27 protein-coding genes are annotated in these 25,902 nt (G+C 47.3%); 13 read left to right on the forward strand and 14 right to left on the reverse strand.

Going from position 1 to position 25,902, the window contains the following annotated elements; translation table 11 throughout:
* Positions 1-57: 57 nt before the first annotated feature.
* The 5 genes from L0U89_RS00300 (at position 58) to L0U89_RS00320 (ending at position 7,014) form a co-directional block, all read left to right on the forward strand.
* Positions 58-2,424, forward strand: a complete 2,367-nt coding sequence (locus tag L0U89_RS00300; RefSeq protein ID WP_234859697.1) for a TonB-dependent receptor — start codon at positions 58-60, stop codon at positions 2,422-2,424.
* Positions 2,421-2,897, forward strand: a complete 477-nt coding sequence (locus tag L0U89_RS00305; protein WP_234859698.1) for a thioredoxin family protein — start codon at positions 2,421-2,423, stop codon at positions 2,895-2,897. The genes L0U89_RS00300 and L0U89_RS00305 overlap by 4 nt, the downstream gene beginning before the upstream one ends.
* A gap of 175 nt (positions 2,898-3,072) precedes the next feature.
* On the forward strand, positions 3,073-5,247 hold the full coding sequence (locus L0U89_RS00310) for an alpha-galactosidase (protein ID WP_234859699.1): 2,175 nt from the start codon (positions 3,073-3,075) through the stop codon (positions 5,245-5,247).
* Between the two features lie 145 nt (positions 5,248-5,392).
* The gene (ppk2, locus tag L0U89_RS00315; RefSeq protein ID WP_234859700.1) at positions 5,393-6,238 is read left to right on the forward strand and encodes a polyphosphate kinase 2; all 846 of its coding nucleotides are present in this window, start codon (positions 5,393-5,395) and stop codon (positions 6,236-6,238) included.
* On the forward strand, positions 6,235-7,014 hold the full coding sequence (locus tag L0U89_RS00320) for a polyphosphate kinase 2 family protein (protein ID WP_234859701.1): 780 nt from the start codon (positions 6,235-6,237) through the stop codon (positions 7,012-7,014). Before ppk2 ends, L0U89_RS00320 begins: the two co-directional genes overlap by 4 nt.
* 33 nt (positions 7,015-7,047) lie before the next feature.
* Here the strand turns inward: L0U89_RS00320 and L0U89_RS00325 are convergent, their stop codons facing one another.
* Positions 7,048-8,547 carry a pyruvate kinase gene (locus tag L0U89_RS00325; RefSeq protein WP_234859702.1) on the reverse strand — a complete coding sequence of 500 codons (1,500 nt, stop codon included), beginning with the start codon at positions 8,545-8,547 and terminating at the stop codon, positions 7,048-7,050.
* A gap of 24 nt (positions 8,548-8,571) precedes the next feature.
* Positions 8,572-10,029: a calcineurin-like phosphoesterase C-terminal domain-containing protein gene (locus L0U89_RS00330; protein WP_234859703.1), complete on the reverse strand. Its 1,458-nt coding sequence runs from the start codon at positions 10,027-10,029 to the stop codon at positions 8,572-8,574.
* 275 nt (positions 10,030-10,304) lie between these two features.
* On the opposite strand from L0U89_RS00330, the gene L0U89_RS00335 reads away from it, so the two are divergent.
* Positions 10,305-10,526, forward strand: coding sequence for an addiction module protein (locus L0U89_RS00335; protein WP_234859704.1), 222 nt, complete (start codon positions 10,305-10,307; stop codon positions 10,524-10,526).
* Between the two features lie 418 nt (positions 10,527-10,944).
* On the opposite strand, the gene L0U89_RS00340 is transcribed toward L0U89_RS00335, so the two are convergent.
* The 8 genes from L0U89_RS00340 to L0U89_RS00375 form a co-directional block, all read right to left on the reverse strand.
* Positions 10,945-11,331 carry a helix-turn-helix domain-containing protein gene (locus L0U89_RS00340; protein WP_234859705.1) on the reverse strand — a complete coding sequence of 129 codons (387 nt, stop codon included), beginning with the start codon at positions 11,329-11,331 and terminating at the stop codon, positions 10,945-10,947.
* Between the two features lie 10 nt (positions 11,332-11,341).
* Entirely contained in the window at positions 11,342-11,647 is a 306-nt protein-coding gene (locus tag L0U89_RS00345; RefSeq protein ID WP_234859706.1) for a type II toxin-antitoxin system HigB family toxin, read from the reverse strand.
* 240 nt (positions 11,648-11,887) lie between these two features.
* Positions 11,888-12,415 carry a lipid-binding SYLF domain-containing protein gene (locus L0U89_RS00350; protein WP_234859707.1) on the reverse strand — a complete coding sequence of 176 codons (528 nt, stop codon included), beginning with the start codon at positions 12,413-12,415 and terminating at the stop codon, positions 11,888-11,890.
* A gap of 222 nt (positions 12,416-12,637) precedes the next feature.
* The gene (locus L0U89_RS00355; RefSeq protein ID WP_234859708.1) at positions 12,638-13,774 is read right to left on the reverse strand and encodes a glycosyltransferase; all 1,137 of its coding nucleotides are present in this window, start codon (positions 13,772-13,774) and stop codon (positions 12,638-12,640) included.
* Positions 13,767-14,906, reverse strand: a complete 1,140-nt coding sequence (locus tag L0U89_RS00360; RefSeq protein ID WP_234859709.1) for a glycosyltransferase family 4 protein — start codon at positions 14,904-14,906, stop codon at positions 13,767-13,769. Before L0U89_RS00360 ends, L0U89_RS00355 begins: the two co-directional genes overlap by 8 nt.
* 1 nt (position 14,907) lies before the next feature.
* Positions 14,908-15,624 carry an acyltransferase gene (locus L0U89_RS00365; protein ID WP_234859710.1) on the reverse strand — a complete coding sequence of 239 codons (717 nt, stop codon included), beginning with the start codon at positions 15,622-15,624 and terminating at the stop codon, positions 14,908-14,910.
* Positions 15,617-16,747, reverse strand: a complete 1,131-nt coding sequence (locus L0U89_RS00370) for a glycosyltransferase family 4 protein (RefSeq protein WP_234859711.1) — start codon at positions 16,745-16,747, stop codon at positions 15,617-15,619. Before L0U89_RS00370 ends, L0U89_RS00365 begins: the two co-directional genes overlap by 8 nt.
* Positions 16,734-18,131: an O-antigen ligase family protein gene (locus L0U89_RS00375; RefSeq protein ID WP_234859712.1), complete on the reverse strand. Its 1,398-nt coding sequence runs from the start codon at positions 18,129-18,131 to the stop codon at positions 16,734-16,736. Before L0U89_RS00375 ends, L0U89_RS00370 begins: the two co-directional genes overlap by 14 nt.
* A gap of 247 nt (positions 18,132-18,378) precedes the next feature.
* Between L0U89_RS00375 and L0U89_RS00380 the strand changes: the two genes are divergently transcribed.
* From L0U89_RS00380 to L0U89_RS00405, 6 genes are all read left to right on the forward strand, one after another.
* Positions 18,379-18,924: a Yip1 family protein gene (locus L0U89_RS00380; RefSeq protein ID WP_234859713.1), complete on the forward strand. Its 546-nt coding sequence runs from the start codon at positions 18,379-18,381 to the stop codon at positions 18,922-18,924.
* 334 nt (positions 18,925-19,258) lie between these two features.
* Entirely contained in the window at positions 19,259-19,723 is a 465-nt protein-coding gene (locus L0U89_RS00385) for a hypothetical protein (RefSeq protein WP_234859714.1), read from the forward strand.
* Between the two features lie 306 nt (positions 19,724-20,029).
* Positions 20,030-20,467, forward strand: a complete 438-nt coding sequence (locus L0U89_RS00390; protein ID WP_234859715.1) for a hypothetical protein — start codon at positions 20,030-20,032, stop codon at positions 20,465-20,467.
* 260 nt (positions 20,468-20,727) lie between these two features.
* Positions 20,728-21,756: a phenylalanine--tRNA ligase subunit alpha gene (locus L0U89_RS00395; RefSeq protein WP_234859716.1), complete on the forward strand. Its 1,029-nt coding sequence runs from the start codon at positions 20,728-20,730 to the stop codon at positions 21,754-21,756.
* Positions 21,757-21,887: 131 nt separating this feature from the next.
* Positions 21,888-22,100 carry a DUF8507 family protein gene (locus L0U89_RS00400; protein ID WP_008624813.1) on the forward strand — a complete coding sequence of 71 codons (213 nt, stop codon included), beginning with the start codon at positions 21,888-21,890 and terminating at the stop codon, positions 22,098-22,100.
* A 6-nt stretch (positions 22,101-22,106) separates the two neighbouring features.
* A complete protein-coding gene (locus L0U89_RS00405; RefSeq protein WP_040479057.1) occupies positions 22,107-22,523 on the forward strand; it encodes a putative toxin-antitoxin system toxin component, PIN family in 417 nt (138 codons plus the stop codon).
* Between the two features lie 11 nt (positions 22,524-22,534).
* Here the strand turns inward: L0U89_RS00405 and L0U89_RS00410 are convergent, their stop codons facing one another.
* The 4 genes from L0U89_RS00410 to L0U89_RS00425 are packed head-to-tail and all read right to left on the reverse strand — an operon-like array spanning position 22,535 to position 24,687.
* Entirely contained in the window at positions 22,535-23,305 is a 771-nt protein-coding gene (locus L0U89_RS00410; protein ID WP_234859717.1) for a phosphoglycerol geranylgeranyltransferase, read from the reverse strand.
* Positions 23,289-23,669 (reverse strand): hypothetical protein, encoded by a 381-nt coding sequence (locus tag L0U89_RS00415; RefSeq protein WP_234859718.1) that lies wholly within the window; start codon positions 23,667-23,669, stop codon positions 23,289-23,291. Before L0U89_RS00415 ends, L0U89_RS00410 begins: the two co-directional genes overlap by 17 nt.
* A 5-nt stretch (positions 23,670-23,674) precedes the next feature.
* Positions 23,675-24,019: a phage holin family protein gene (locus L0U89_RS00420; protein ID WP_234859719.1), complete on the reverse strand. Its 345-nt coding sequence runs from the start codon at positions 24,017-24,019 to the stop codon at positions 23,675-23,677.
* Positions 24,020-24,075: 56 nt separating this feature from the next.
* On the reverse strand, positions 24,076-24,687 hold the full coding sequence (locus L0U89_RS00425) for a YkgJ family cysteine cluster protein (RefSeq protein ID WP_234859721.1): 612 nt from the start codon (positions 24,685-24,687) through the stop codon (positions 24,076-24,078).
* Between the two features lie 214 nt (positions 24,688-24,901).
* On the opposite strand from L0U89_RS00425, the gene L0U89_RS00430 reads away from it, so the two are divergent.
* Positions 24,902-25,849 (forward strand): lytic transglycosylase domain-containing protein, encoded by a 948-nt coding sequence (locus L0U89_RS00430; protein WP_234859722.1) that lies wholly within the window; start codon positions 24,902-24,904, stop codon positions 25,847-25,849.
* Positions 25,850-25,902: the final 53 nt, after the last annotated feature.

Below are 25,902 nucleotides of genomic sequence, written 5' to 3' on the forward strand. Positions count from 1 at the left end.
CATTCACTCAATCCTCATTCGGGTGTATTTATCCTTTTTTATTAAACCCTTGAAAACATGAAAAAGAGCATACTATTGATACATATACTTTTCCTGATTGTCAACCCGCTGATGGGCCAACAAATGGGATCTATACAAGGCAGTTTGACTAGTGTGGACGGCCCTCTGGTGCAGGCGACGGTATTGGTCCAAGGTACAAATCTCGGTGCCGTATCGGATTTTGATGGCAAATTCAGTATACCAAATGTACCCGTCGGAAGCTACAGGCTTCAGGTTCGGGCGGTAGGTTACGCTACTTCTGTATTCGATGTAAACGTCGAGGCGGGCAAAACCACCGAGTTTGCCCAACAAATCAATGAAGACAGGATTGGATTGAACGAGGTCGTAGTCAGTAGCAGCCGCTACGAGCTCAACAGAGAGGATGCGCCGAACCTCGTCTCTGTGGTCGGTTCCAAAATCCTCAACGCCACCCAATCAGTATCGATGGTCGAGGGCTTGAGCTTCCAGCCGGGAATCAGGGTGGAAAATAACTGCCAGAACTGTGGTTTCACCCAATTGCGGATGAATGGCTTGGACGGACCATACTCCCAGATTTTGGTCAACAGCAGGCCGATCTTCAGTTCGCTGACCGGTGTCTATGGCTTGGAAATGATTCCCGCCAATATGATCGAACGCGTTGAAGTAGTCAGGAGTGGGGGTTCCGCGCTTTTTGGCTCCAATGCGATCGCCGGCACAGTGAATATCATCACCAAGGAACCAGTGGAAAACACTTGGCAAATTGGCTCCAACTTTGGACTGATGCGAGGAGATGTTCCTGACAATACCCTCAGCTTCAATGGATCGGTCGTGAGCGAGGACCTGAAGAGTGGGGTGACATTTTATGGAATGAAAAGAGACCGGGGAGGTTTCGATGCTGATGGGGATGGATTTACGGAAATTGTGCAGTTGAATAACCTGACATTTGGTGCGAAGGCATTTTACAAACCGACCGAGCTAAGTAAGATTACCCTCGATCTCAACGCCATCGATGAGTTTCGCCGGGGTGGTGATCAGCTATCCCTGCCGCCGCATATGACCGATATCGCTGAGCAGCTCGACCACAACATCCTGAATGTGGGATTGACCTATGATCAGTTCAGCAAGGATCGAAGGACAAAGGTATCCACCTACGGAAGTTTGCTTTCGGGCGTGAGGCGGAGTTTCTACGGAGGCCTTGGAGGTGGGCGTACCTTGGCGGACAGTGTGGCGGCAGCCAGTGCCTATGGCTTGACCAATGATTTGGCTGGCGTATTGGGGAGCCAGTTTACCCACAATTTCAAAGGAAGAAATGTATTCGTCGGCGGGATCGAGTACCAAGGCAACTCGGTACAGGACGAGATTACAGGTTATGAAAAGTTGATCGACCAACAGGTAAACACCCTCGGATTCTATGGTCAGTTTGAATGGAAAGCAGCGGATAAATTGACGCTCTTCATGGGCACACGCTACGACATCGTCACAGTGGACGGTGTCTATGAACTTGGCGATATCAATCGCGCGGTTGATTTCAACAACGGCGTGCTGAGTCCCCGATTTACACTTCTGTATGACCTCATGCCGGGAGCCCAGCTTCGTGGCGGATATGCGAGGGGCTTCAGGGCACCGCAGGCCTTTGACGAAGATCTACACATTTCTTCTGTAAGTGGGGAGCAAAAGTTTGTCATCCTTGCCGAAGACTTGCAAATGGAAACCTCCGATGCATTCACGGCTTCGCTGAATTTCGGTAAAAACACGGGTATTGTCCAAAGTAACTTCTTGATCGAGGGCTTTTACACCCGGCTCAACAACCAATTCCAACGCGTCAGCATTGGGCAGCAGGAAAACGGCGCTTTTTTGGAAGAAAAGCGCAACGGAAGCGGGGCGACCGTATCTGGAGTCAACCTTGAGTATAATTTCTCGCCCTCGCGGTTTTTCTCCTTCCAAGCCGGGGGAACCATCCAACGTGCCCTTTACAATGAAGACGAGGTGCTCTTCGAACCTGAAGAAGGAACGACGGAATTTCCCCAAATCACTGTCTCGGAATTTATCCGTACGCCAAATACCTACGGTTTCCTTGGCGGTAGCTGGACTCCCAACAAGAAGCTTTCTTTGGACTTGACAGGTTTGTATACCGGGTCCATGGTCGTACCCCTGATTGTCAATGACGTGGAGTTTATCGAGTTGGTCAATACGCCCGCCTTTTACGACGTAAACCTGCGACTTGCTTACCGTGTCGAGACCAAAGGTAAGTTCAACGTGGAATTCAGCGGCGGCGTCCAAAACATTTTTGACAGCTATCAGCGCGAGTTTGACACAGGACCGACGCGGGATGCAGGATTTATTTACGGGCCATTGAGACCCAGGACCTTCTTCATGGGTATCAAGATTGGCCACTTCCACCGATGAAATCAATTGTTGCCCTGGTAATAGTACTTTTCCTGAGCGGGAATTGCCCCGCTCAGGAATCAAACACGGACTTTTGGTTGACGTTTGAGCAGTTGGAAGACTCCTTGCGTGTCAACCCCAAGCCCGTTTTTCTTTATTTTCATACCGATTGGTGCACGTATTGCCGCAAAATGGAGGCCGAGGTGTTTAAAAAACCGCGTGTCGTCGAACAGTTTTCGACGCAATTTTACGCTGTGAAGTTTGATGCAGAATATCCGGGAGACGTTGATTTCGATGGGCGGATTTTTTCCAATGGACAATTGAAAACAAGCAGAAATCCATTGCACGATCTGGCGTTGCTGTTCAATGGCCAAAACAACACATTCGCCCCACCTTTGATGGTGTTTTTGGATGGTGATTTTGTCTTGAAAAAACGCGTCAACCAATACATGGATTCCAAGGCATTGGTTGAGACGCTTGAGTCCCTTTTTTAGGTTATCCAACTTGTTCGCAATGGTCTGGATTTCCGATGTGCCGCCGATAACTTCTTCGCTTCCCGAGCCCGGCATCATCACCCGATGCCAGATTTCGGGGATTTGATCTTTTGTCCTACAATGCCTTTTCCGTGCATTTTTATAAATTGTAGACAGCAAAACATCTGCCCTCTCCATGCACACTTCGACCACATCGCATTTTTCACTGTTTGGAATTGTCTTAACGATCGTCATTTTTTGGGTCTGTGGGTCTGTAGGGGCACAAACCGAAAACGCCGATTGGTTGGTGGACGGCAACAGTAGAAGGGCGGAAATCACCGTTTTGGAGGCGAAGGAAATCCATTTGGACAACGGCCTAATCCGCAGGAGTTTTGTTTTGACACCCAATCTGGCATGTTTTGATTTCACGAACTTGATGACTGGCGAGCAAATGCTCAGGACCGTCATGCCAGAGGCCCGGATTATACTCAATGGGAAAACTTACCGCATTGGAGGGCTCATCGGTCAAGAGGAGCGGGGATATTTTCGCAAAGAATGGTTGGACGACATGAAATCCTCTCCTGAAGATTTCCAATACCAGTCCTACGAAATCGGTGAGATTACCCCACATTTTCCTACCAAAACAGTTTTCTGGACAGGCCATAAAAAGGATGCCACAGGCAAGAAAGTGAGTTTTTCCTATACCCATCCGGATTTCGAAAACCTCCTATTGAAAGTCCATTATGAGCTCTTCGATGACATTCCGCTCATGGGCAAATACCTCACCCTTGAAAACAGGGGTCGGAAAAATATCCGTATTGATCAGGTTGTCAATGAAATTCTTGGAATCGTGGAGGAAGAATCCGCCGTGGTCGGGAGTACGGAGAAGATGAAGAAGCCGTACCAACTGTATATCGAAAACAACTTCGCCTTCAACAACGCCATGCATGCCGAACTCAGCAGTCAGGCCACGCATTGGAAGCCGGATTCCAGCTACACTTCCCAGGTCAATTACGAATTGCGGACACCAAGCATCCTCGAAGTCTACCCCGAAAGAGGAATTGGAATTGACCTAATGCCTGGAGAAAATTTCCAGTCTATCCGTACTTATGAATTGGTTTTGGACAGTTATGACCGGGAACGGAATGGTTTGGCGAGGAGGAAAATGTACCGGGCTTTGGCTCCTTGGACTTTGCAGAATCCCATTTTCATGCATTTGGTGAGCAAAAACGACGCTGAGGTTAGGACGGCCATCGACCAATGTGTGGCCACAGGATATGAAGCCTTGATACTGAGCTTTGGAAGCCATATCAACATGGAGGATATTTCTCCGGAAAATATTGCCCGCTGGAAAGGCCTGGCAGATTATGCCCATCAAAAGGGGATCAAAATCGGGGGTTATTCCCTTTTCAGTTCGAGGAAAATCAGCGACGAGCATGACGTCATCAGTCCGCTCACGCTCAGGCCAGGAGGAGCTTTTTTTGGAAATGCACCCTGTATGGCCAGTCAATGGGGCTTGGAGTATTTGGGCAAGTTGAAGTTTTTCTTCGAAAATACCGGTTTTGATATTTTCGAAAACGACGGGCCCTATCCTGGCGATGTCTGTGCTTCGACTTCCCATCCCGGTCACAAGGGTCTGCACGATTCGCAGTGGGTACAGATCAATCTCCAAAAGGGACTTTACCAATGGATGAATGCACGGGGAATCTATATCAATGCGCCGGATTGGTACTTTTTGGATGGGACACACAAGATCGCTTTGGGCTATCGTGAGGTGAATTTTTCCCTGCCGAGAGAGCGACAAAAAATCTTGAATAGGCAAAACATCCACGACGGTACCTGGGAAAAGACGCCTTCGATGGGTTGGGGATTCGTGCCCTTGACAGCATATCACGGTGGAGGGCCAGAAGCGGTATTGGAGCCGCTGAGCGAGCATTTGGATGATTACAAGCAACTGATGATGCAATACTATGGTGCAGGTGTACAAGCTTGCTACCGGGGACCGAGATTGTATGATACCGAGGAAACCAAAGCAATGGTCATTTCGGTGATCGATTGGTACAAGAAGTACCGTGATATCCTCAATGCCGACATCATCCGACTCCGCCGTGCAGACGGAAGGGATTGGGACGGTTGGATGCACGTGGATCCCCAAGGCAGGGAAAAGGCCTTCGTCATGCTCTTCAACCCTTCAAAGGAACCGATGTCCAAGGATATGGTGATCCCACTATACTATTCGGGACTCAAGAAACAAGCCGAAGTCAGTATTGAGGATAAGGGGTTCCAGGGTTTTCCCCTCAACGAGCGGCAGGAGCTTAGGCTCAGGATCGAAATTCCGGCCGACGGCTACACTTGGATCGTTATCAAGTAAAAAAAGCCAAAATCAAAACAGCCTGTGTTAGGAAAAGGGTATCTCAAGTGACCGAGGCGGCTGCAAGTCGCCGAAAAAGAAGAAAACCTTTGTTAACTGACGGCAAATCATTACCTTTTATTGAAATAGAAAAACAGCACAATCCATGTTTTTAGCAGAACAATTAGTAGGCATAAAAACCCGAAAGCAATTGGTCGAACTGGCCAAGGAGATCGGCGTAGATGTCAAAAAGCCCCTCAAACGTGCCAAATACGAGGAGGAGCTTCTTCTCTTGCAAACAGAGCTCGCACTGCTCACCGAATACATCGCCAAGAAAAAACTCCGTGTTGCCGTCCTTTTCGAGGGCCGTGATGCTGCAGGCAAGGGCGGTTCCATCAAACGCTTCGTCGAGCACCTCAACCCCAACGCCAGTGGAGTGGTAGCGCTCTCCAAACCCACCGAGATCGAGAAAGGACAATGGTATTTTCAGCGGTACATCGAGGTACTTCCCAATCCCGGCCAAATCAAGTTCTTCGATAGAAGCTGGTACAATAGGGCAGTCGTGGAACCAGTGATGGGTTTTTGCAATGACAAACAGTACGAGATATTCATGCGGCAAGTCACCAACTTCGAGCACATGCTCTATGAAGATGGTATCACAGTGATCAAGTTTTGGTTTGATATTACCCGGGAGGAGCAGCAGAAGCGCTTCGATGCGCGCCGGGGAAATCCGCTGAAGGAATGGAAATTCAGTCCAGTTGATCTCAAGGGTCAGGAACTTTGGGATCACTTCACGGACTACAAGGAGGCGATGTTTCTGGAAACACACACCAGTTTCAGCCCTTGGGTAATCGTGGACACCAACAACAAAGAGGAAGCCCGATTGGAAAGCCTTCGCTATGTCCTTTCGCGGTTCAAGTATCCGGGCAAAGGAAAGACAAAAGTCAGTCTGAAGTTTGACCCAAACGTTGTCTTCAAGTATTACAGAAAAAACGAAAAATTTGATTTATGAGCAAAATAGCGCTTACGGCCGAGGATATGGAGGTGTTGAATTCCAAAATTGGTCTCAAACACCTCCTCGCCAACAAAAAAATCAAGTTGGAAAAAGTGCTCAAAAATGCCCGCCATGAATTGAAGTTTCGGGCGATACAAGAGGAACTGGTCAAGTTACAGCTTTGGGTCATTGCCAACAATAAGCGGGTTTTGGTGCTTTTCCACGGCGGGGACTCTTCCGAGAAAAGTACGATTATCCGGAAGATTCTTTCCCACAACAACCCACGTCACTTCCGCATAGAGGTAAACCTTCCCAAGAAGGACGGTGAGGTAAAGGATGACTATTACTTCAGGAAGTTCATCGAAAAACTGCCAAGGGCCGGTGAAATGGTTTTTTGGGATCGGAGTTGGTACAATCGGGCCCTTTTTGAGCCGATTGGTGGGCTATGCACGCAGGAGGAGTATGAGCGGTTTATGGAACAGGTCAATAACTTCGACAAAATGCTCGTCGATTCCGGTATCATTTTGCTCAAGTTTTACTTTACGGTAAGTCCCGACGAACAGGAAGATCGGTTTGAAGAACTGACCAAGTCCCCGCTGCACAGATGGAAGGCCGAGAGGTGGACTTCCGCATCCCCGAAGATGTTCAAAAAATACATGCAGCACAAAGCCGCGATGTTTGAAAAGACAAGTACTGATTTCGCACCTTGGGTAGAAATAGACAAAGACACACGGGAAGAGGAATTGATTGCTGCAGCCGAACACATTCTCAATCATATTCCCTACAAAAAGTAATCATCCCTTGAAAAAAAAAATCAAAAGGCCGAGTTACGCTTGGCCTTTTTCTTTTTCCTGCGACTCAAAAAACCTTTGGGCTATCTGAAGTGGCCGGAATGTATAGCGTTTTTTGATCCTGTGGCTGGCAGTCCGCAAGAGGATATCCTTGAGCGTTTCCATCACTTCGACCGTATGGTCGCCCTTATTGATCATGACGCAGTCGGCTTGGGCTGCGTTGGCGGCGTCGGTGATTTCTGAACGGGTAGCCATGCCCGATTTGTTGAGACTTTCCAATACCTGTGTCGCCCAAACGACGGGAACATGTCCGGCTTCGCAAATCCACAGGATTTCCTCCTGGATTTCACCCATTCTCTCGAATCCTATCTCCACGGCAAGGTCTCCCCGGGCAATCATGACACCGAAATAGGGATCGATCATTCCCTCCATCAGGAGAAATGGGAGGTTTCTGACTGCTTCGGGCGTTTCAATTTTGATGATCATGGAAGGTGGATTCTCGGTAATACCTTTCATGGCCTCTCTCAAGTCCCGGATGTCCTGGGCCGTTTTCACAAATGAATACCCCACCAAGTCGGCATGCTCGCAGATGTAGGGAAGTGAGGCACGATCAAAGGCCGTTAAGGAAGCAATCTGCAAGGGAGTGTCAGGGAAGTTGATGCCTTTGCCGTTTTTGATTTGTTTCTTTTCCGTCGAGATCCGCGTGATCCGGATACCGACACGGTCGGATTTGATTTTTTCCACCAAAGCCCTGATCACCCCGTCGTCCAAATATACCCGATCGCCTTTTTTCAAAGATGGAATAATTCCTTCCACATTTGGGCTGATGACGACATCCTCTTTTTTAAAATCTTTGTCGTTTTCGGCGAGCCAAACCAGCTGTCCCTCTTCCACTTTAACCCTGCCCTTGGTTTTTCCTTTGGCGAGGAGTTTTGTTCGGATTTTTGGTCCTGCAAGATCCATGTAGACCTTGCATTCCAACCCAGTATTGCGGCAGGCTTTTTTGAGCTTGTTGATCATGCGGGACCAAGTAGCTTCGTCGTCGTGGGCGCAATTGATACGGGCCACGTTCATGCCATTTTGGAGCAGACTTTTTATCAAGGCATAATTATCGGCAAAACCCGAATCGAATGTCACCATCAGGGACGGTATCCGCTCCTCTGGTTTCGGACCAAAGAGCTTCTTGCTTTTTTCCTTGATGGACGATTTGCAAAATCTGTAGGTGCAGGTGTCGAGTTGCGATTCGACGTATTTTTTACCAAGGCGTTCTTGAATCGCTTGGATTTGTCTCCTGATATGTCCCTCAGAACTCGCCAATGAGGAGAGCCCATGGATATGAAGCTCATCCTGAAGGTTTCTCAAATCCTCCGCCCGAGTGGTCAAATACTCCAAGAGGTTTTTCCCGGCCTGATATTGCGATGGGTGGAGGGAATTCAGCAGCGTGCTGTTATTCTTTACCTCTCGGTCCATCTTTTTTTCCAAACCCTCCAAAGAATCCCTGATTTCCTGGATTTTCGGGTTTATTCCATCGCTCATGAAAGTTCGAATTTGAATGAAAAGTTAGGAAATAACTTCCTCATAAACATTCCCGAACCTGTCCTTTACGCGAATTTTAATTTTGGTCCTAGGATCGATTTTCTTGAAGGCAAACATGTGTCCATTGACCTGGGGGCTGATCCAAGGGTGGTTTTTGGGTTTGTCGGGGGCATAGATATCCGCTGCCATTGGGTCGACGGTTTCCACGGGGGTCGGCGAACCTGCGACCCGATCGTTTTCGGTCCATTGGATTTCCCAAGCTGGATCCCAATTCCAAACGTTGACCAAATAATGGTCGGGATATTTGTCGCTTTTTCCCGGAGGATAAACCCTCAACTGAAAATCCTTGGTTTTGCCTACACTCTTGTAATGCCAAGACATTTCTCCTGAATTGGATTGGTAGACCCCGTAGCCTTTTGGTGTGCCGTCATAGCAGATTCCCGACCACCAGGCGCCCGAGATGGCGGCGGTATTGTGTTCAAAGATGTTTCCTTCCTCCCGATTTTCGTTCCAATGCACGTGACCGGAGATCAGATGCGCTTTGTAGGGTTTGAGGATTTCATACAAGGCAGCCCGGTTGACGATAGATTCTTTGTTGGCATCCCGGCCGGGATTGAGCCGCACGATATCCGAGAAGGAGGGGATATGTAGAAATACAACGATTTCTGAGCCTTTTTCCACTCCTTCCAAATCCTGCTCCAGCCAACCCAGTTGTGTTTCGGATAGGTAGCCGTAGTATTGCCGATTGCCCATGAAATAGACGTCGCAAAGCACGACATAATGCGTCTTGCCGCGGTTGAAGGAATAGTACGGAGGACCGTATTGCGCCAAATAGGGAGCTTGCGCCGATTCGTTGGAGCGTGCCTGTAGGTCGATGTCGTGGTTTCCCAAGACTTGGAAAAAAGGAATCCCGGTGGATTTCAGCGCGCGGTTATAGGAATCAAACAATTCGAAGCGATCAAAAACCAAATCCCCGCAACCTACGCCAAAGAGGTTTGGATCGGCGATTTCTGATTTGGTTTGGATCATGTCGGCACAAGATTCCGTTCGGAAAAGATCCGCCTCTTCATCGTTTTGCACTTGCGGATCGGCTAGGACGATGAAATGGTGCCGGTCGTCTGACTGTCCCAATGGCAGCAAGTCAAAGTCGAGCGATTGGTTTTGTCGGCTTCTGTCCAGTTTTCTGAAAAAATCCACAGAGCCGTTTTCCAGCAAGTTGAAAGCGTAACCCGCAGGATAGGAGAGGAAAACAAAATCACGATCTGTTTGGAATTCGAAATTACCCTTGCTATCGGTTACAAACACAAACTTGCCATCCGAAATCCGGACACCTGAAAGCCCTTTACCTCCGCTTCTGACACGTCCGGACACGGAAATCCAAGCAGACTCTTTGACTGGCTGCTGCGCTTGTACAAATCCCCATGAACCAAGTGCTGCGGCTGCCAGGGCTGTTCTTTTGACAAAAAGTCTCCTTCCATTCATACTAGTAGCCTATTTGAAATGCGGAAATGTAGCAAAAAATGGGGGTGTTTTGATCAGGATTTCTGCGAAGCTTGCTTGGCGCAAAACTATTGGACTACCCTTTCCCGGTCCAATTCATAGGGTTGGATCAATACGTCCACAGGCAGTCCCAGCAATTCGGATAGATTTCGGATCATGTCTATCGGTGGGATTGTTTGCCTGTCCAAGTCTCACGATGCTATCCGTTGTCTTGTTGGCGTTAAATCCCTAGCTTTAATCATTCATTTCAAAATTCCATGGACATTCACGCAGCAAAGATCGACCTTATCCATTGGCTTACAGAGCTTCAGGATTATAGTACGCTCAAGCAGTTACTCGCTCTCAAAGACCAACATCAAAGCCATTTATCTGAGGCCCATAAGACGCTGTTGGACGACAGAATCGCTTCTTATCATGCGGATCCAACAAAAGCCTTGGATTGGAATGATGTTGTGAAAGAGCTGGAGAAGAATTTATGAACTATAGGCTGAAAGTTCTTCCGGAAGCGAAAATTGACATCTCTGAAGTTATAGAATATGTGTATCCCAATGTTTGCAAGCGGGAAAACATTTTTTTGTGGATTTAGCCAAGCCAACTTTGAATGTATACTTATTGGCAAAATGACCCAAACTTTGAAGAGCAAGTGGCGCAGATTCTTTACTTTCGGCGAAACGGACAGAATAACAGGAACCACAAAAGGTAAAAGAGATAACAAAAGACCTGAATCACCAGCATCCTTTTGTCTCTTTTGTGGTTGAAAAAATTGTCAGCAATGAGACGAGTGATCCAGACCAGTAGAAATCCGAAGATTTGGAAAAACAAGCGATGATTGTCCAGCAAAATCAGCCATGTTTGATTTCAAACTGAGGTCAATTTTGAAATAGATCTATCTGATTTCTATTGCAATACCCGTTCCCGATCCAGTTCATAGGGTTGGATCAATACCTCCACAGGCAGTCCCAGCAATTCGGAGAGATTTCGAATCATGTCGATGGTCAGAGCCCTTTTTTTATTCAGGATGAGGCTTACGGTCGTTTTGCTTCCGATAGCGAGGATAAGGTCTTTATCTTTCAACCCCCTTTTTTCCATTGTTTCTTGTATCGCTATGATGGGATGCGGCAGTGCAATTGGATAGTGTTGCTTTTCATATTTTTCGATGAGCGTGACGAGCAATTCGGCCTCCATTCCCTCCGCACTGCCTGGATGGGTATCAAAAATTTCTGTCAGCCTCGCCAATGCCAAATTGTACTCCGATTCCGTTGTGATGATTTTATCCCATTTCATAGGCTTCGAATTAAAACTGTTCAATTGTATTCGCATCAATCTTGTCGTAGGCGGCATGTGTCCCAATAAACTTGATGAAGACCCATTGTCTCTCATAACTGATCTGGGCGACTAGCCGATACTTGTTTCTTGTGATGTTGAACACTACCCGATTATTTTTCACCGGATCCGCATCGGGGAATGAAGCCACAACATCCGATGGTTTTTGCCATGAGGCGTTTTTGGTGATGGCTAGCCATGTTTCAATGCTCGCCTTGGCATCAGGATGCTTGAGGTAAAACAAGACTAGGTTTCTGACCGCAATGATGTTTTTCAAGTTGTATTTAGTAACGCATAAATTTAGCAAAAAGTTTTCAATTTGAAAACAAAATGCTCCTGCTTTTGACCCAAAAAATAGCCGTCCGGGTTCCCTAGTCCCTTCCATGCAAAAAACGCCAACTGCTATTCCACTACTGGATAGACTTTGTCACTAGGCTGCGGCTCTTCAAAAAGCCGTATGCTTGACGAAATTTTTCATTTCCGAAGATCCCAGATTAAGATCCTGATAAATTCGCGTCTACTTTGCTGTATAGCTGAACTTTTGACCGCCCAGGGAAGCCTCATACATCAGCCCCCCCTTGCTCTGCGTAAATACCAATACGCCGTTCAAGTACTTCGCACCCACCGATGCTTGTGGCTTAATCGCAACCGCCGAGACTTCCGCTCCAAACTCGATCTTATTGCTCGTAAATCTGTCAAAAGCTTCCTTGTTCTGGAAAAATATCACCTCGCTGTACCCTTGGCCACCTGCCTGGAAGCCAAGTGTTAATTGGGTCATTTTCGCATAACCTACTAGTTGGCCTTTCTCCCATACAACCCCGTTGCCTGTGGCTCCTCCCACTCCAAGTCCACCTTTTCCGATATTCGGGAAGATTACATAACCGTGTGAACTCTCGAATAGGGTTTGGAGATGAGGATCGGTTTCAAGAAATGCGGCTTTGGCTTCATTTGCATCTTTGGTTATTTTATCCAGTTTTTTGATCGACTGACCATTGGCAAAAGAGGAAATGAAGAGAAAGAGGAGGAAAATTGATAAGTTTTTCATATCGAATAGTATTTGTGATGATTCCTAGGTGTATTGGCGCGAGAGTGTCTAATGTTCTTAGAAATGTTTTTCCAATGGTTACATATGCCAAAAATGAAGACTATCAGACCACGGTGAACTTGATTCTCTCCGATACATATGTGATTCAAATTATCAAAAATTACTGAGTGTTCTAGGAAGAAGACATGAAAAAGAAATAATTACACCCTGTTATTTTTCAGATTACACTTTTTTGATTCTTTTCCCCAACTCCCTAAAAACCTCCAAATACTGCTCTGCAACGGTATCCCATTGGTAGCGGGATGTCAAGCCTTCGCGGGCGGTGCTGCGGAATCGGGATAGGACATCCGGGGAAGTTTCCGCCCGATGGATGGTATCGGTCACGGATGCCGCGGTCTTGGCGAAGTACCAGCCGTGCTTGCCGTTTTGCAACATCTCTTGGTTGAAGCGGGTATCCAAAGCCAAAATCGCACAGCCATAGCCCAGGGCTTTCAGCATGGCCGGGTTGGTACCACCGTATTCATGTCCATGGAAATAGGCGTAGCAGTGATGGTACAGCGACTTGAGCTCCTCAGGATCTGTGACATAACCCGTAAAGAGCAGCCGTTCATCCTTCATATTTTTTAGCCGGCTGGCATACGCATCCTGAAAAGGCACATCACCCACCACGACCAGCTTGCGCTTGGATTTTGAAGCCAAAAACCCTTCGATGATCAGGTCGGCGTTGTTGTCAGGCACAAGTCGGCCCACAATCAGAAAGTAGCTTTCCCGCTCGAGTCCCCATTTGCGGATTTTTTCGGGATCGGCGCTCAGGGAGATATTGGCGCCATAAGCGATCACCTTGGATGGGGTTTGGAACATTTCGAGGTAGATGTCCCGCATTGCGTCCGAGTCGTTGATGATTTGGTCGTACCACTTGGTAGCCATCCGGGAAGCCCAAAGGAAATACTTCGCACCGAGTCCTTTCCATTTGGGTCGCAGCCATTCCAATCCATCGACGTTGATGGCGGTGGGTTTACGGAAAAGTCGGGAAATGATGCCAAAAGGCCCATTTCCACTGTTGACCACAAAAATCACGTCCACATCCGAGAGGCAGGCATGGACCATCGAAATGAAGGAATGGCTGAGTTGGGTGAGGCTTTTGGTCTCGATCGCAGGAGTGTAAATCAAGCGGACACCGTTCACTTCCTTCGGTTTTTCCTTGAAAAGCGAACGGTGGCAATACACCCTGACCTCGACATCCTTTTTGACGAGGCGTTCGGAGAGCTCTTTGACCAAAGTCTCGTAGCCGCCATAGACATAGGGGTAGCCCTTGCTCCCGAGGATGCAGACTTTCAGCTTTTTTCCTTTATCAATCATCTTCAAAAAACTTGACAAACCTCCTTTCGAAGGCTTCGGTGGAAAATTTTTCCAACACCCGCTCCCTTCCTTTTTCACCCATAAGCGGCAATCTCACTGGGTTTTGAAGCATGGATTGGATCAGCGCTGCGGCTTTTTCGGCATTGTCCCAAGGGATCAAAATGCCCGTTTCGCCGTGCAGCAGCATCTCGCAGGCACCGCCATGGGCTGTAGCCGCGACAGGCTTTCCCGATGCCATCGCTTCCAAAATCACTGTCGGAAATGGATCGGGTAAAATCGAGGGCAACACAAACAAATCCAAGGATTGCATCAGGGCTGCGATATCATTCCTGAAACCCAAATAGCTTACGTTTTCGTCCAAACCCAAATCCCTGATTTTTTGGAGCATTTCCCCGACCAAATTTTCCATGCCGGGAAATGCATCCCCAGCGATGATGAAGTGCAGCTTTGGGTTTTGCTTCAAAAGTTTCGCCGCAATCTCCAAGAAGTATCCTTGGCCTTTCCAGGTATTGATACGGCCAATCATGCCGATTCGGAGGCTTTCTGTGGGGATTTTCAGGTCGCGCAGCACATCAGGATGGTTTTCCAGATAGGCTTCGTAGTCAATGCCGTTGTACAAAAGGTGGATTTTGGAAGGATCTATGAAGGGCTGCCAATGGTCTTTCACCGCTTGGGATACCGCCAGGACCGTATCCGCGGACCTGCCGACAATCTTGCCCATGAGTCTGGCAAACCAAGCGGGTTGGACGAGGATTTCGTGCAGGTGCCAAATATGCTTTGCGCCGATGCGTTTGGCCACCAGTGCGCCGACCAATACGGCCGACGTGTTGGAATATATATGGGTAACCTGCTTTTCCCTCCCCAGTTTTTCCAGAAAAGTCCTGGCTTTTCGCAGCGCCAAGACGCGATTGGCCAGTCCAGGGAGGTTGAAGTATTTTCTGCGAAGGATGCCGAGTCGATGGATATGAACTTCGAGGCCTTTTTGTCTTAGATTTTGTACCAAAGGTCCCTCTTCGGACAGCACAACCGTCACCCGATGGCCTGCGGCTTGGAGGGCGGCGGCGGATTGGAGGAAGATTTTGCTCGCCCCATACAAATCCGAAGAACCATGCAACATCAGGATCGAAGCCATGTCAGGGTTGTGGTTCTGTGCGGAATTTGATCACTTTGGCTGGATTGCCTGCGACGATGGCGTAGGGCGGAACATCCTTGGTCACCACGCTCCCCGCGGCGACAATGGCCCCTTTGCCCACCGTCACACCTGCCAAAATCAGGCTGTTGGCAGCCAGCCAACAATCATCTTCGATTTTGACAAATGAGCGGGTGACGCCCTGTTCGATCATGGGTTGGTCGGTATTGGAAAAATTATGGTTTTCCGAGTAAATGCTCACCCGCGGCGACATCATGACGTTGTTGCCGATTTCGATATAGCCCGAGCAACCGATGTAGCAATACGGGCCAATGCTGCTGTTGTCGCCGACTTTCAATCCCACACCAGCCTCGCCGCCATAAAGATTGGTAGGACGGATGATCGCATAGCTGCCGATGGTGACTTTGTCCCCAAATTCAAGGCCTTTTTGTGAAAGGCCGTTGATCTCGCAGTGGTCTTGGGCGATGAAGTTTCGCCCGACGCGGATGTACGATGCCTGTCGGATGGTGACGCCTTTTCCGATCAGAAACAATCCCTTTGCCTTTCCGAATCGCCAGCGTACGAAAAAGCCCCGCAGCATCCACCAAGCCATTCTCGCCAATGCTCCCAAAGTCGAAACACCATCCCAATCCGAACCAAAACGGTTGCGAAAGTCTTTGCCTGTCAGCTTGGAAATGGTGTTTCCGAGAAAACTACCCATGGAGGATCTTTTTAAAAGTGTGGTCCAAAGATAGGAAAAACTTCTCCGTACCGAATTCCTGCAGGCGCTTTTGGCCTTTTTGCCGCATGTCGCTCATGAGATCGTAATGTCGGTCCAGGTGGACGATCGCAGATTTCAAGGACTTCGGAGTGTCGGATTCCAAAACCCAGGCCGCATCGCCGGCTACTTCTTTGAGTGCGCCTTGGTTGGAAATGATCACTGGAAGCCCAAAGGAAAAAGCCTCCAGCACCGGCAATCCAAATCCTTCATTGGCCGAGGGAAAGACGTAAATCCTGGCTTGGGAAAAATAGGCCGCGAGCATTTGCTCGGAGACGTATCCTGCAAACAGGACTTTTTCCTTCAATCCCAAACTTAAAACCAATGCCTGAAGGCGGTCAAAATCATCCAAGGTCTTTCTGGGGCCGCGCTGTCCGACGAGGATAAGTTTCCAATCTGCATATGCCGGGTCCCGCGCAAGCAACGCAAACGCTTCAATTAGCAGGCTGAGGTTTTTCCTTTTTTCCAATACCCCTACGTGCAGGATGTATGGGAAATCCAAAACCTGCATTTTGTCGGCAGTGTTTGTGCTCAGCGAAATTCCCGATGCCGGATATACGCGATGCACGGGTATCTTTTCAAATCCCGGCAATTGCTGAATCCTGTTTTTGGAAAAGTCAGTAACGGTGATGATTCGGCCGCGACGCCTGAGGCCTTTTTCCAAAAAGTACAGGTAATATTTTCGCCACAGGGGGTGGTAATGCTCGGGATTGTCCCAGAAAAAGGTATCGTGCAGCACGGAGACCTTGATTCCCCGACCCCATAACGGCACCATGATATCCGGGCAAAAAACCACATCCGCCCGGTGAACATAAGAAAGCAGCGGAAGCACGACTTGCTTTCTCCAAAAGTAAAGCACTTGAAAAAGGAGGTTTTTCCATTTGGAAGTCTTGCCCTTGAAGAATGAATTTTCCTTGATCTTCCGAAAATCGGGGGAAATGATGTAGTCGCACTCAGAATTTTCATGCCGCAAGATCTCTTCGCAGACCGTCACCATGTAGGTTTTGATCCCTGTTTGGGCTACGTGCAGGTAATAGGCATCCACCAATATCCTAGGCTTTCCCATCGACGACTTTCGGTTTTTGGTTGAGGGCATAGCCAATCATCCACCAGGATATCCAACTCACGTAGGCGTACATTTCGGCATTGGCAGTAAAGAGTGGCAGCAGCAGTCCGGCTTTGACCGCAGCGCCCGTGAAGGCCACCCGTGCCGTCATGACATTGTCACTGCTGCGAAAGACGCGGATGGAAAGTTTGATGCCGAGGTACAGCATCACGATATAGAGCAGCATGCCAGGAATACCCATCTGCACGCCATAGATCAGAAATTGGTTTTCCCCGCCCACGCGCACATCGTCCGTGACGCTGCCCATATTGCCACTCATGGCGAGGCCGATGCCGAGGGGATTGGCAATCATGGAATCCAGGGCAACCAGCCACTCAATCAGGTGGCCCATACTGGAGGCATTTTCAAAGGTAATCGTGTCCAAGACAAAGAAATAAAAATCCTCCGAGGCAAAGAAGATGACAAACACCACGAACAGCACGCCCATGCTTGCCCCAAAAAGGATGAGTTTGTACAGCCGGAAGATGATCGCCACAAAAAAGAGCATGATGAAAAATGCCCCAAATGCAGCCCGTGAGGAGGCGAGAAACAAACTTGCCAACGCACACAGCATCACGATGAGGTAGGGGACGGAGTCTTCCCTTTTTGTTGTCAGGTACCAAATAAGTCCCGCGGCAAAGCCCAAGAGCACCGAACTCGCCAACTCCAAGGGGTCGGAAAAGAGCGAACCCAAGCGCTTGGTGACCGCCTGCGTTTCAAAGGTCCAAGTCAGGCCAAAATTACCCGAGGGCGCTACGTCGTTGATGGCTTGGTTGAAATTGGCGTAGCCTGTCAGGGTTTGGAAATGGGTGTCCAATGCGATTTCCGCCAGATTGACCAAAAAGGCGGCGATCACGACACCGAAGATGATGCGAAAAACCCACTTGATTTCCCCGTCCGCAAAGCGGGTATTCCGGCCCATCGTGTACACCAAAGCCGGGATGAGGAGTCCCTTCAGATAAAATGCCTTGTTGACAAAGGAAGCTTCTCCCACCGGAAGGAAAAGAAAGACAACGGCCAGGAAAATAAAGGCCAAATAGGCCTTGTCCAGCGCATTGAGCTTGAAGGGATATGCCCAAAAATCCCGCTGGTACAGGACAAATGCCCCGATCGCAAACAGGACGATCAGGTCCTTGTACAACTGTAAGCCCTTGACTACAGGCACCGAAGCCGTCACGCCGTAGGCCACACTTAGGTACACCGTATACACCGGAAAATACAGCAGCAGGATATAGATGCAGTATTCCCATTTTCCAAAAAGCAGGGTCTGCTTCACTGCCCAGTAGCTTACCGTCAGGAACAACAATGACAGGGATGCAAAAAGGATGAGTTGGACCGGAAACATCAGGGGCCAATATTAAGGTATTTTGCGCCGATATCCGAAAAATGGGGGATTTGGGGGGATTTCTGGAAGAGTTGGAAAATGATCAGCTTTACAGAAAAGTGTTTAACCCTTTGATGATGTTTAATAATTCCATAGTTTTAATAAACCCTGATAAATACGGCCAGGGAATAAGGCTTAGCAGCCAAAAATCGGTATCCTAGGCCTGAAAGTCGTCAGGGTTTACAAGTTATAGCGCATATAATAAAACATGGATCTATACAAAAGCATTTGGCTTAAACCTACAGCTACTTTTGAAGAATTAGCAGATAGAGAAAAGCAACCATTATTGGTTTTGCCGATTATAGCAACCGGTTTAATTTTCGGGCTGGATGCATATCCAGATATAGCCTCTATTTTTGATGAAGGAGAAAGAGTGTGGGCTTTCTTTCTAGCATTGCCTTCAGGTATTGGATTATCTTTCTTGATGCTTGGCGTAATTATCCCTGGACTTATTAAGTTATTTGGAAAGATTTGGATGGGAAAATCCACATTAAGAAAAATGGTCAATGTTTGCTCCCTTTCGTTATTCCCGTTATGTCTAGTCCTAATTTATCAAATTTCAATTTTTGTGTTCGGACTTGAACCAAGTCTTGAAAATCTTAATTACGGGATCATTTATTTGCTCTGGCTTTGGTCCTTTTGTCTGCTAATTATCGGAGTAGCTAAAATTCAAAGATTTAAGTATAGCATAGCTTTGTTAAATATTCTGTTAAGTTATTTACCGATTTTAATTTTTGGATTGTTAAGAAATTGAAAACAGGCAAAAGGAGATAAGTATCTACCATAAGAGCAATTAGCGGAATTGGTAGATAACAAGAGAACCTACATTTCAAGAGTTGAAAACAATGGAAGTAATTCAAGACTAAATACCTTTTATGAAATTGTGGGAAAGAGTCTAGGTGGGAAGGCGAAAATCTCCATTCAAATCTGAAAAATGAAATACGCGCTATAACATCACCTTGGAAGACAGCGGGCGGTTTAAGGTAAATTGAAAGTTTGCTATCTTTAAGAAGTTAGGAGTAGGCTTGATTAGAACGGCTCCGAAAGCCCGCCTTCTCCAAGCTGAATCACGTTGATGATAATTTGAAATGAAAAAACACCAAGCCATATATTCTAAGATTAAGGAACTTTTGAAAAACCATTTCGGAAGTGACTTAAGAGAATATGAAGACGGTGACCACCTATCAATTGGTGAAACAGGAATATGGATTTGTTGTGACGAAAGAGAATTGACAGTTGGATATGGTTTGGTACACCAACATTTTGACCCAGAATATGATGACATTCAAAATGCAATTGATAGATTTTTCAATCTGCTGACTAAAAGAAAGCGAATAACTAGATATTACAAGGGCAGCTTTCCATATAAAAGCAAGACTGAACTTATACTAAGCGACTCAGAATTTGAGAATTTAGGAACGGTAATGACTTGGTTGTTTCCCTATTGGAAAAAAACTAAGAAAGAAACAAAATTTGAAGAGAAATTAGTTGATCTTTCGGCAATTGAAAAAGACGTTAAAGAAATAAAGAACTATGCAAAACAACGCATATAGCTAATGGCGGGCAAATGGCTTTCAGCAAGGCTTTCGCTCTGCAGCCAGCTTTGGTTTCGGTGGACAGTAAAGTGCTTCGAATCCGCTACTTTACATACACACATACCGTTGGCAAACATTAACATGAAGACAGTTTTCTACATACTATTTACTTTCATTTCGACCGTCTCGTATGGACAAATCAGTGAAACCGACAGCGACAAAGCCGATTTGCTAATTGACAATTTCCAAAATCATGTCGACTCTACTAACCAATTGACCAATGGAGCCAAGATTTTCTATATCAGTGACACCTTATTCAAAGGAATGATATTGACCCTGAAAAATGGGAACAAAATCGAACTCGACCTTCGATACAAAGACAACTTTCGCGGCTATACAGAATTAGGTGCTGACTTTGAAAACTACGTACTCGTGAAGCATCGTGGCGACGGATCAGGAAACCCTGAGGAACTCCAAGTAATCAACAAAAAGACAGGTAAAGACAAATGGCTTGGAAACTATCCATTCTACATTGACAAGGAAAATGAAATTGGAGTCTACGAAGCTTACACGGATTTATCTTCAAAAATTGTAGTTCACGACTTCTCGAAAGACGAAACAGAAACATATCCGACACCAGACACTAAATGTATATGCTGCGGATGTTTTGAAATTACTCAATTTGACAATGAAAGTTTCACAATAAAATTTGATGACCCTGAGGACAAAGAGACAGAATTGAAAGTGAAAAGAAAAAAATAATGTTTGCCAGCATCGCCTAAAGCAAATGCGGGCTGGCCCCCATTAGCATAGATTGGCGCAGACGCTAAGCTTATTCCGATGTCTTTCGAGGATGTGACTACGCTTTTCTATTTTTTTGGAATTTGTAATTCCACCCAGTCATCGGCGAAAGCTTATACTAAACTGAGAAGTGGAACCCTCTGCCATTCAAATTTCCCCCTGATTTACCTCCATATCCTGCCAATTATTTTAGCTTTGTGGCTTCGAAAAACCAGATTCCCATGCATCAGGAAAAAATCGAAGCCATCAAATCCGCCATTGCCGCAGCCAGTGCTGCCACCGAGGAGGAATTGGAAGCTTACAGGATGAAGTTCATCAGCAAAAAGAGCGTGGTCGGCGAACTCTTCGCTGCCATGAAGGATATCCCCAATGACCAAAAACGTGCCTATGGCCAATTGGTCAATGAGGTGAAGGACTTGGCCGAGGAGAAATTCAAATCCCTGATCGAAACCGTCAACCAATCCAAAAAACAATCCAAGTCCAAGGATTTGGACCTGACGCTGCCTGCTGTCCTGACGCCTGCGGGCGGGATTCACCCCCTGACCGCGACCCGGCAGCGCATCATCGAGATATTTGAGCGCATCGGCTTCAACCTTTCCGAAGGACCCGAAATCGAAGACGATTGGCATAACTTCACGGCCTTGAATTTTCCCGAAAACCATCCTGCGCGCGAGATGCAGGACACTTTCTTTTTGGAAAAAAATCCCGATATCGCCCTGCGCACCCACACTTCATCCGTGCAGGTGCGCGTGATGGAAAACCAAAAACCACCGATTCGCACGCTTTCCCCGGGCCGGGTGTACCGCAACGAGGCCATTTCGGCCCGTGCACATTGCATCTTTCACCAAGTGGAGGGACTGTATGTGGATGAGAATGTCGGTTTTGCGGATTTGAAAAATACGCTGTACCACTTTGCCAAGGAAATGTTTGGCAAGGAAACCAAGGTGCGGTTCAGGCCTTCGTTTTTCCCGTTCACCGAACCGAGTGCCGAGATCGATATTTCCTGCCTGATTTGTGGCGGCAAAGGCTGCAACGTCTGCAAGGGCACAGGTTGGGTGGAAATTGGCGGTTCCGGGATGGTCGACCCGAATGTCTTGGAGAACTGCGGGATAGATTCAAAAAAATATACCGGCTTCGCCTTTGGGATGGGTATCGAGCGTATCGCCATGCTGAAGTACCAAATCCGCGACCTGCGCTTGTTTACCGAAAACGACGTGCGTTTCCTGCGGCAGTTTCGGCCCCTACTGTAGACAAGATTCCAGCGCCTCCAAAATGGGGGCGTTTTTTTTGTCATTCCACCAAGTGCATACACTCGAATCAAGAATCCCGCTAGATTTGCTAAATTAGCGGTGTATTCCGTTACCAGAAATTAATCATTGCCATGCCAAACTCCCTAAATGAAGCTCAACTGGAAATCCTGAGGCTTTTTGGCCACGAACAATCAGAAGAAGATTTACAGGAATTGAAATCATTGCTGATAACTTACCTTGCAGATAAGGTGGTCAGGGAAGCTGACAAGGCTTTCGATAAACAGCATGAGCCGCAGGCTATTTTCGAAAAATGGAAAAAGGAGCATTTTCGAAAACAGGCTTAGCCAGATATGGTCATTGTAATTGACTGCAACATATTGGTGATGTGCTTGACTTCAAGGTCTCCATATCATTTGGTTTTTCAGTCCTTGGTGAAACGTAAATTCGACTTGGCAGTCACTGAAGAGATTTTGCTGGAGTATGAAGAAATCATCCAACTGAAATATGGGGTACGAACATCTGGCAGCTTTATCTCATTGCTTAGGGAGCTCCCAAACGTTCATTATGCCAACACCTATTTCAAATGGAATCTGATAGCGGCGGATCCTGAAGACAATAAGTATGTCGATTGTGCGATCGCGTCACGGGCCGCATTTATTGTTACTGAAGACAGGCATTTTTCAGTATTGGCTTCAATACAATTCCCGAGTGTCTCAGTTTTATCTTTAGATGGGTTTATGAATCTGCTGGAGGAGGGGAATCGATAGTTTTTTCATCCTCAATTCGCCATCACCCGCAGTGATTCCACAAAGGCTTTGGCTTCAGCGAGCAGCTCTGGGTTTTTTCCGATCCCGTTGCCGACCACGACCAAGTCAGCTCCTGCAAAAAATGCGTTTTTGATCTTTTCGAGGCTATTGAGTCCCCCACCGACAATCAGCGGCTCCGTCATTCGCTTCTTGAAAGCCTTGATCAATTCCATCGAAACGGGCTGTGGTGCCCCACTGCCCGCGTCCAAATAAAAATACCTCAGCCCCAGAAACTTCCCAGCCAAGGCAGTCGCCACCGTCAAGTCCGGATGATGGTTGGGCAAAGGGATCGTTTGGCTGATGTAATGCACGCTGGTTTTTTCTCCCCCATCCACGAGCATGTAGCCGGTCGGCAGGATTTCGATATCCGATTTCTCCAGCAAAGGAGCGATTTGAACATGCTGCCCAATGAGAAGGTCCGGATTTCTTCCGGAAATCAGGGACAGAAACAACAGTGCATCTGCCTTTGGAGAAAACTGAAGGGCATTTCCAGGAAAAAGTACGGTGGGGATTTCCGGGCACAGCAAAGCCAAATGGGAAAGAATCTGGTCCACATGATTGCGCTGCAGGATACTGCCGCCCACAAAAAGCAAATCAACTTTTGCCCGTATGGCGGCTTCTGCTGCATTTTCCAAATCCTCGGTCGTCCTGATATCATCTGGGTCGATGAGCCAGGCAATTCCCTTTTTGGCGGAGTTGGCCAGTTCTTCCAAAAAAGTCCCAACTCTATTTTTGCGGTTCATCGGATTTCTTGGTAGCGGATTCCTGCAGTTTGCTGAGTAGTTGCTCTTTGCCATAATTCAAAGCCATCGGGAGCAAAGCTATCCCCACTCTTCCAAGCAATCCAGGTTCTGCTTTTTGAGTCAGTTTTTTCTTAATCTCGGCATCCAGCAGGCCTTCTTTTGCCAGGGTTTCCATGACCTTTTTGGTCTTTTTCTTTTCCTTGTTTTTGCCGAATATTTGGTAAAGTCCAAATGCAAGCAAGCCGCTCGCCAAAGCTACGGCGCCTATCTTGACCCATTCCTCAGATTCTTTTTTGGCTACTTCCAGCTGCATTTGCAGCGTCTGTTCCAACTCTTTGGATTTCCTTTCTAGCTCTTCTTTCATGATCATTAGCTGTTTTTTCCACCAAACAGAAATTGGGTAAGGATAAAGTGGATTCCACCGATCAATCTTTTTGAATTGCGCATCATGTAAAGGCCGACCAATACCAACACGTACAGCAGTGATACCACCAAGAATCCCATGTACGGCGTCCTTGCCCACTCGCTGATCAAGTAGGCCAAGGTGAAGCTGGCAAAAATCAAAATGAGCAACAGCACCAGACCAATGAAAAACAGGAGGAATATCCGTGCCAGGACGGCTGCCAATTGTTGGTTGATTTCCTCTTTGATCATCTGGATGCGGACATCGATGAGCTGTCGGACCGTTTGTATGATTTCGGAAATGTTCAGCATGGTCTTGTTGTTTGGGGAATAAGAATTTACATACAATATACGGCAAAAAGCCTATTTTATAAACTTTCGCTGGGATCTTGCTGCTCCATGTCCCGGTAGTAGCAATAGTTCAAAACCAGCTCAAGGGCCTTGCGAATCGCTTGGTTGATCGGCATTTGGTCATTGGTCAGTTGGAAATCGATATTGTACAATTGCGCATAAGTACCTGAGCTCGAAGGTATCGGCATATCGATATTGACTTGCTCAGCGGCGGTTTCAAAAAGCTCCGGGTTGGCCGATTTGATTTTTTTGCATGTGATGATTTCTTTTCTTCCGGCTTTGTTGGTCCGGTAGGAAGAGCTAAAGAGTCTACAAATCAGTCCCCGGTTTTGATAGTCCGAGCAGAAGCCTTTTTCGCCATCTGCTGAGGTCGCCTTGTAAATGATGCACCAGTCCGAATCGGATTTGGATTCAAGCAATTCGAGGGCTTTTTCCGCTTTTCCTTTTTCGTACAAGTCAAAAGCCAAAGGCAAAAACTCAAGCACCGAGGCGCTTACTTTGGGATTGGAACAGCAGAATCCACAACCCGGAAGGCAGGTGAGTTGGCTGGCTCCCAGGAATGCCTTGATTTCTCGGTCAAGTTCCTGAAACACCCGTCTGACTTCCTTCGATTTTTCCTCCAGATTCATATTGTCTTGCGAAAAGCCAACGAAGGTAAATAGACTTGCGGAGTCCCGCAAATACACTTCATTCGGGACATGGATTGCCCAAAACGGAATTTGGGTTTTGAATACCCAGTTTAAGCCCTATTTTGGGCTTCGTTATGACAGCTGGCGGTAGGCGAGCCAAGATGCCGGTGATTCATGCGCATCAATCGTATTCACATACTTCAGGAAAGGGACATTGAAACAGCTTCATTTGATCGTACTCTATGGATTGGTCGGGATATTGTTGGCCTGGGCAATTTGGAAAGAACTGAAGGGCAATCCAGAAGCCAACCAGGAGGAAATCCTCATCCAAACGGCGGAGGGCGAATCATTGCGTTTTACGATGCCCGAACCGAAGGCCAGGATTTTCGAGATACCCGCAACGTTGACTTTCGCCGGTGAGGAGGTACCCATGAAATTACCGGACGTGAGGGAGCGCTTTGAGCGCGAGCTTTACGTCAATGTATATTGGCAATCCAACATGATTTTGTTGATGAAAAGGTCGGGGAAATACCTGCCGACGATTGAGAAAATATTGGCGGAACAGGGAATCCCGGATGACTTTAAATACTTGGCGATGGCCGAATCGGGTTTGATGAACGTGGTCTCGCCGGCCGATGCACGGGGATTTTGGCAAATTCTGAAGGGAACGGCTAAAGACTATGGCCTTGAAGTCAGTGATGAGGTGGACGAGCGCTACCATTTGGAAAAATCGACCAAGGCCGCTTGCCAATATCTCAAGTCAGCTTATGCAAAGTTTGGGAATTGGACCTCGGTGGCTGCAAGCTACAATGCCGGAATCGCAGGTATCCGTAAGCGAAAAGAAGAGCAGCACAAAAACAATTACTTTGACCTGCATTTGGTGGAAGAGACCAGCCGGTATTTGTTCAGAATTTTGGCATTCAAGGAAATATTCGAAAATCCGGAAAAATACGGTTTTGAATTGGGTGAAAAGGACTTCTACCACATGCCTGTTTTTCGGGAGTTGGCAGTAGACCAGGACATTCCTGATCTTGCTGCTTGGGCGATTCGCCACGGCTCCAATTACAAGGAGCTGAAAATGTACAATCCATGGCTACGTGATAGGAAACTTCCCGTAAGGCGCGGTAGGCGCTACCTCATCAAACTTCCTGTCGAAAATTGAAAAATCCCCCAAACCAAATGGATATGTCCATTTTTTGATAACTTAATCGGGTA

The organism is Mariniradius sediminis (assembly GCF_021491425.1).
Taxonomy (GTDB): Bacteria; Bacteroidota; Bacteroidia; order Cytophagales; family Cyclobacteriaceae; genus Mariniradius; species Mariniradius saccharolyticus.

Coding starts and splice junctions, on each gene's coding strand:
- L0U89_RS00340 (WP_234859705.1), bottom strand. CDS start 11,331: ATGAAATGGGATAAAATCATCACAACGGAATCGGAGTACAATTTGGCA.
- L0U89_RS00305 (WP_234859698.1), top strand. CDS start 2,421: ATGAAATCAATTGTTGCCCTGGTAATAGTACTTTTCCTGAGCGGGAAT.
- L0U89_RS00325 (WP_234859702.1), bottom strand. CDS start 8,547: ATGAGCGATGGAATAAACCCGAAAATCCAGGAAATCAGGGATTCTTTG.
- L0U89_RS00410 (WP_234859717.1), bottom strand. CDS start 23,305: ATGAACCGCAAAAATAGAGTTGGGACTTTTTTGGAAGAACTGGCCAAC.
- L0U89_RS00335 (WP_234859704.1), top strand. CDS start 10,305: ATGGACATTCACGCAGCAAAGATCGACCTTATCCATTGGCTTACAGAG.
- L0U89_RS00365 (WP_234859710.1), bottom strand. CDS start 15,624: ATGGGTAGTTTTCTCGGAAACACCATTTCCAAGCTGACAGGCAAAGAC.
- L0U89_RS00370 (WP_234859711.1), bottom strand. CDS start 16,747: ATGGGAAAGCCTAGGATATTGGTGGATGCCTATTACCTGCACGTAGCC.
- L0U89_RS00350 (WP_234859707.1), bottom strand. CDS start 12,415: ATGAAAAACTTATCAATTTTCCTCCTCTTTCTCTTCATTTCCTCTTTT.
- L0U89_RS00310 (WP_234859699.1), top strand. CDS start 3,073: ATGCACACTTCGACCACATCGCATTTTTCACTGTTTGGAATTGTCTTA.
- L0U89_RS00360 (WP_234859709.1), bottom strand. CDS start 14,906: ATGGCTTCGATCCTGATGTTGCATGGTTCTTCGGATTTGTATGGGGCG.
- L0U89_RS00300 (WP_234859697.1), top strand. CDS start 58: ATGAAAAAGAGCATACTATTGATACATATACTTTTCCTGATTGTCAAC.
- L0U89_RS00415 (WP_234859718.1), bottom strand. CDS start 23,669: ATGAAAGAAGAGCTAGAAAGGAAATCCAAAGAGTTGGAACAGACGCTG.
- L0U89_RS00375 (WP_234859712.1), bottom strand. CDS start 18,131: ATGTTTCCGGTCCAACTCATCCTTTTTGCATCCCTGTCATTGTTGTTC.
- L0U89_RS00320 (WP_234859701.1), top strand. CDS start 6,235: ATGAGCAAAATAGCGCTTACGGCCGAGGATATGGAGGTGTTGAATTCC.
- L0U89_RS00330 (WP_234859703.1), bottom strand. CDS start 10,029: ATGAATGGAAGGAGACTTTTTGTCAAAAGAACAGCCCTGGCAGCCGCA.
- L0U89_RS00380 (WP_234859713.1), top strand. CDS start 18,379: ATGGATCTATACAAAAGCATTTGGCTTAAACCTACAGCTACTTTTGAA.
- L0U89_RS00400 (WP_008624813.1), top strand. CDS start 21,888: ATGCCAAACTCCCTAAATGAAGCTCAACTGGAAATCCTGAGGCTTTTT.
- L0U89_RS00355 (WP_234859708.1), bottom strand. CDS start 13,774: ATGATTGATAAAGGAAAAAAGCTGAAAGTCTGCATCCTCGGGAGCAAG.
- L0U89_RS00395 (WP_234859716.1), top strand. CDS start 20,728: ATGCATCAGGAAAAAATCGAAGCCATCAAATCCGCCATTGCCGCAGCC.
- L0U89_RS00385 (WP_234859714.1), top strand. CDS start 19,259: ATGAAAAAACACCAAGCCATATATTCTAAGATTAAGGAACTTTTGAAA.
- L0U89_RS00405 (WP_040479057.1), top strand. CDS start 22,107: ATGGTCATTGTAATTGACTGCAACATATTGGTGATGTGCTTGACTTCA.
- ppk2 (WP_234859700.1), top strand. CDS start 5,393: ATGTTTTTAGCAGAACAATTAGTAGGCATAAAAACCCGAAAGCAATTG.
- L0U89_RS00390 (WP_234859715.1), top strand. CDS start 20,030: ATGATATTGACCCTGAAAAATGGGAACAAAATCGAACTCGACCTTCGA.
- L0U89_RS00425 (WP_234859721.1), bottom strand. CDS start 24,687: ATGAATCTGGAGGAAAAATCGAAGGAAGTCAGACGGGTGTTTCAGGAA.
- L0U89_RS00420 (WP_234859719.1), bottom strand. CDS start 24,019: ATGCTGAACATTTCCGAAATCATACAAACGGTCCGACAGCTCATCGAT.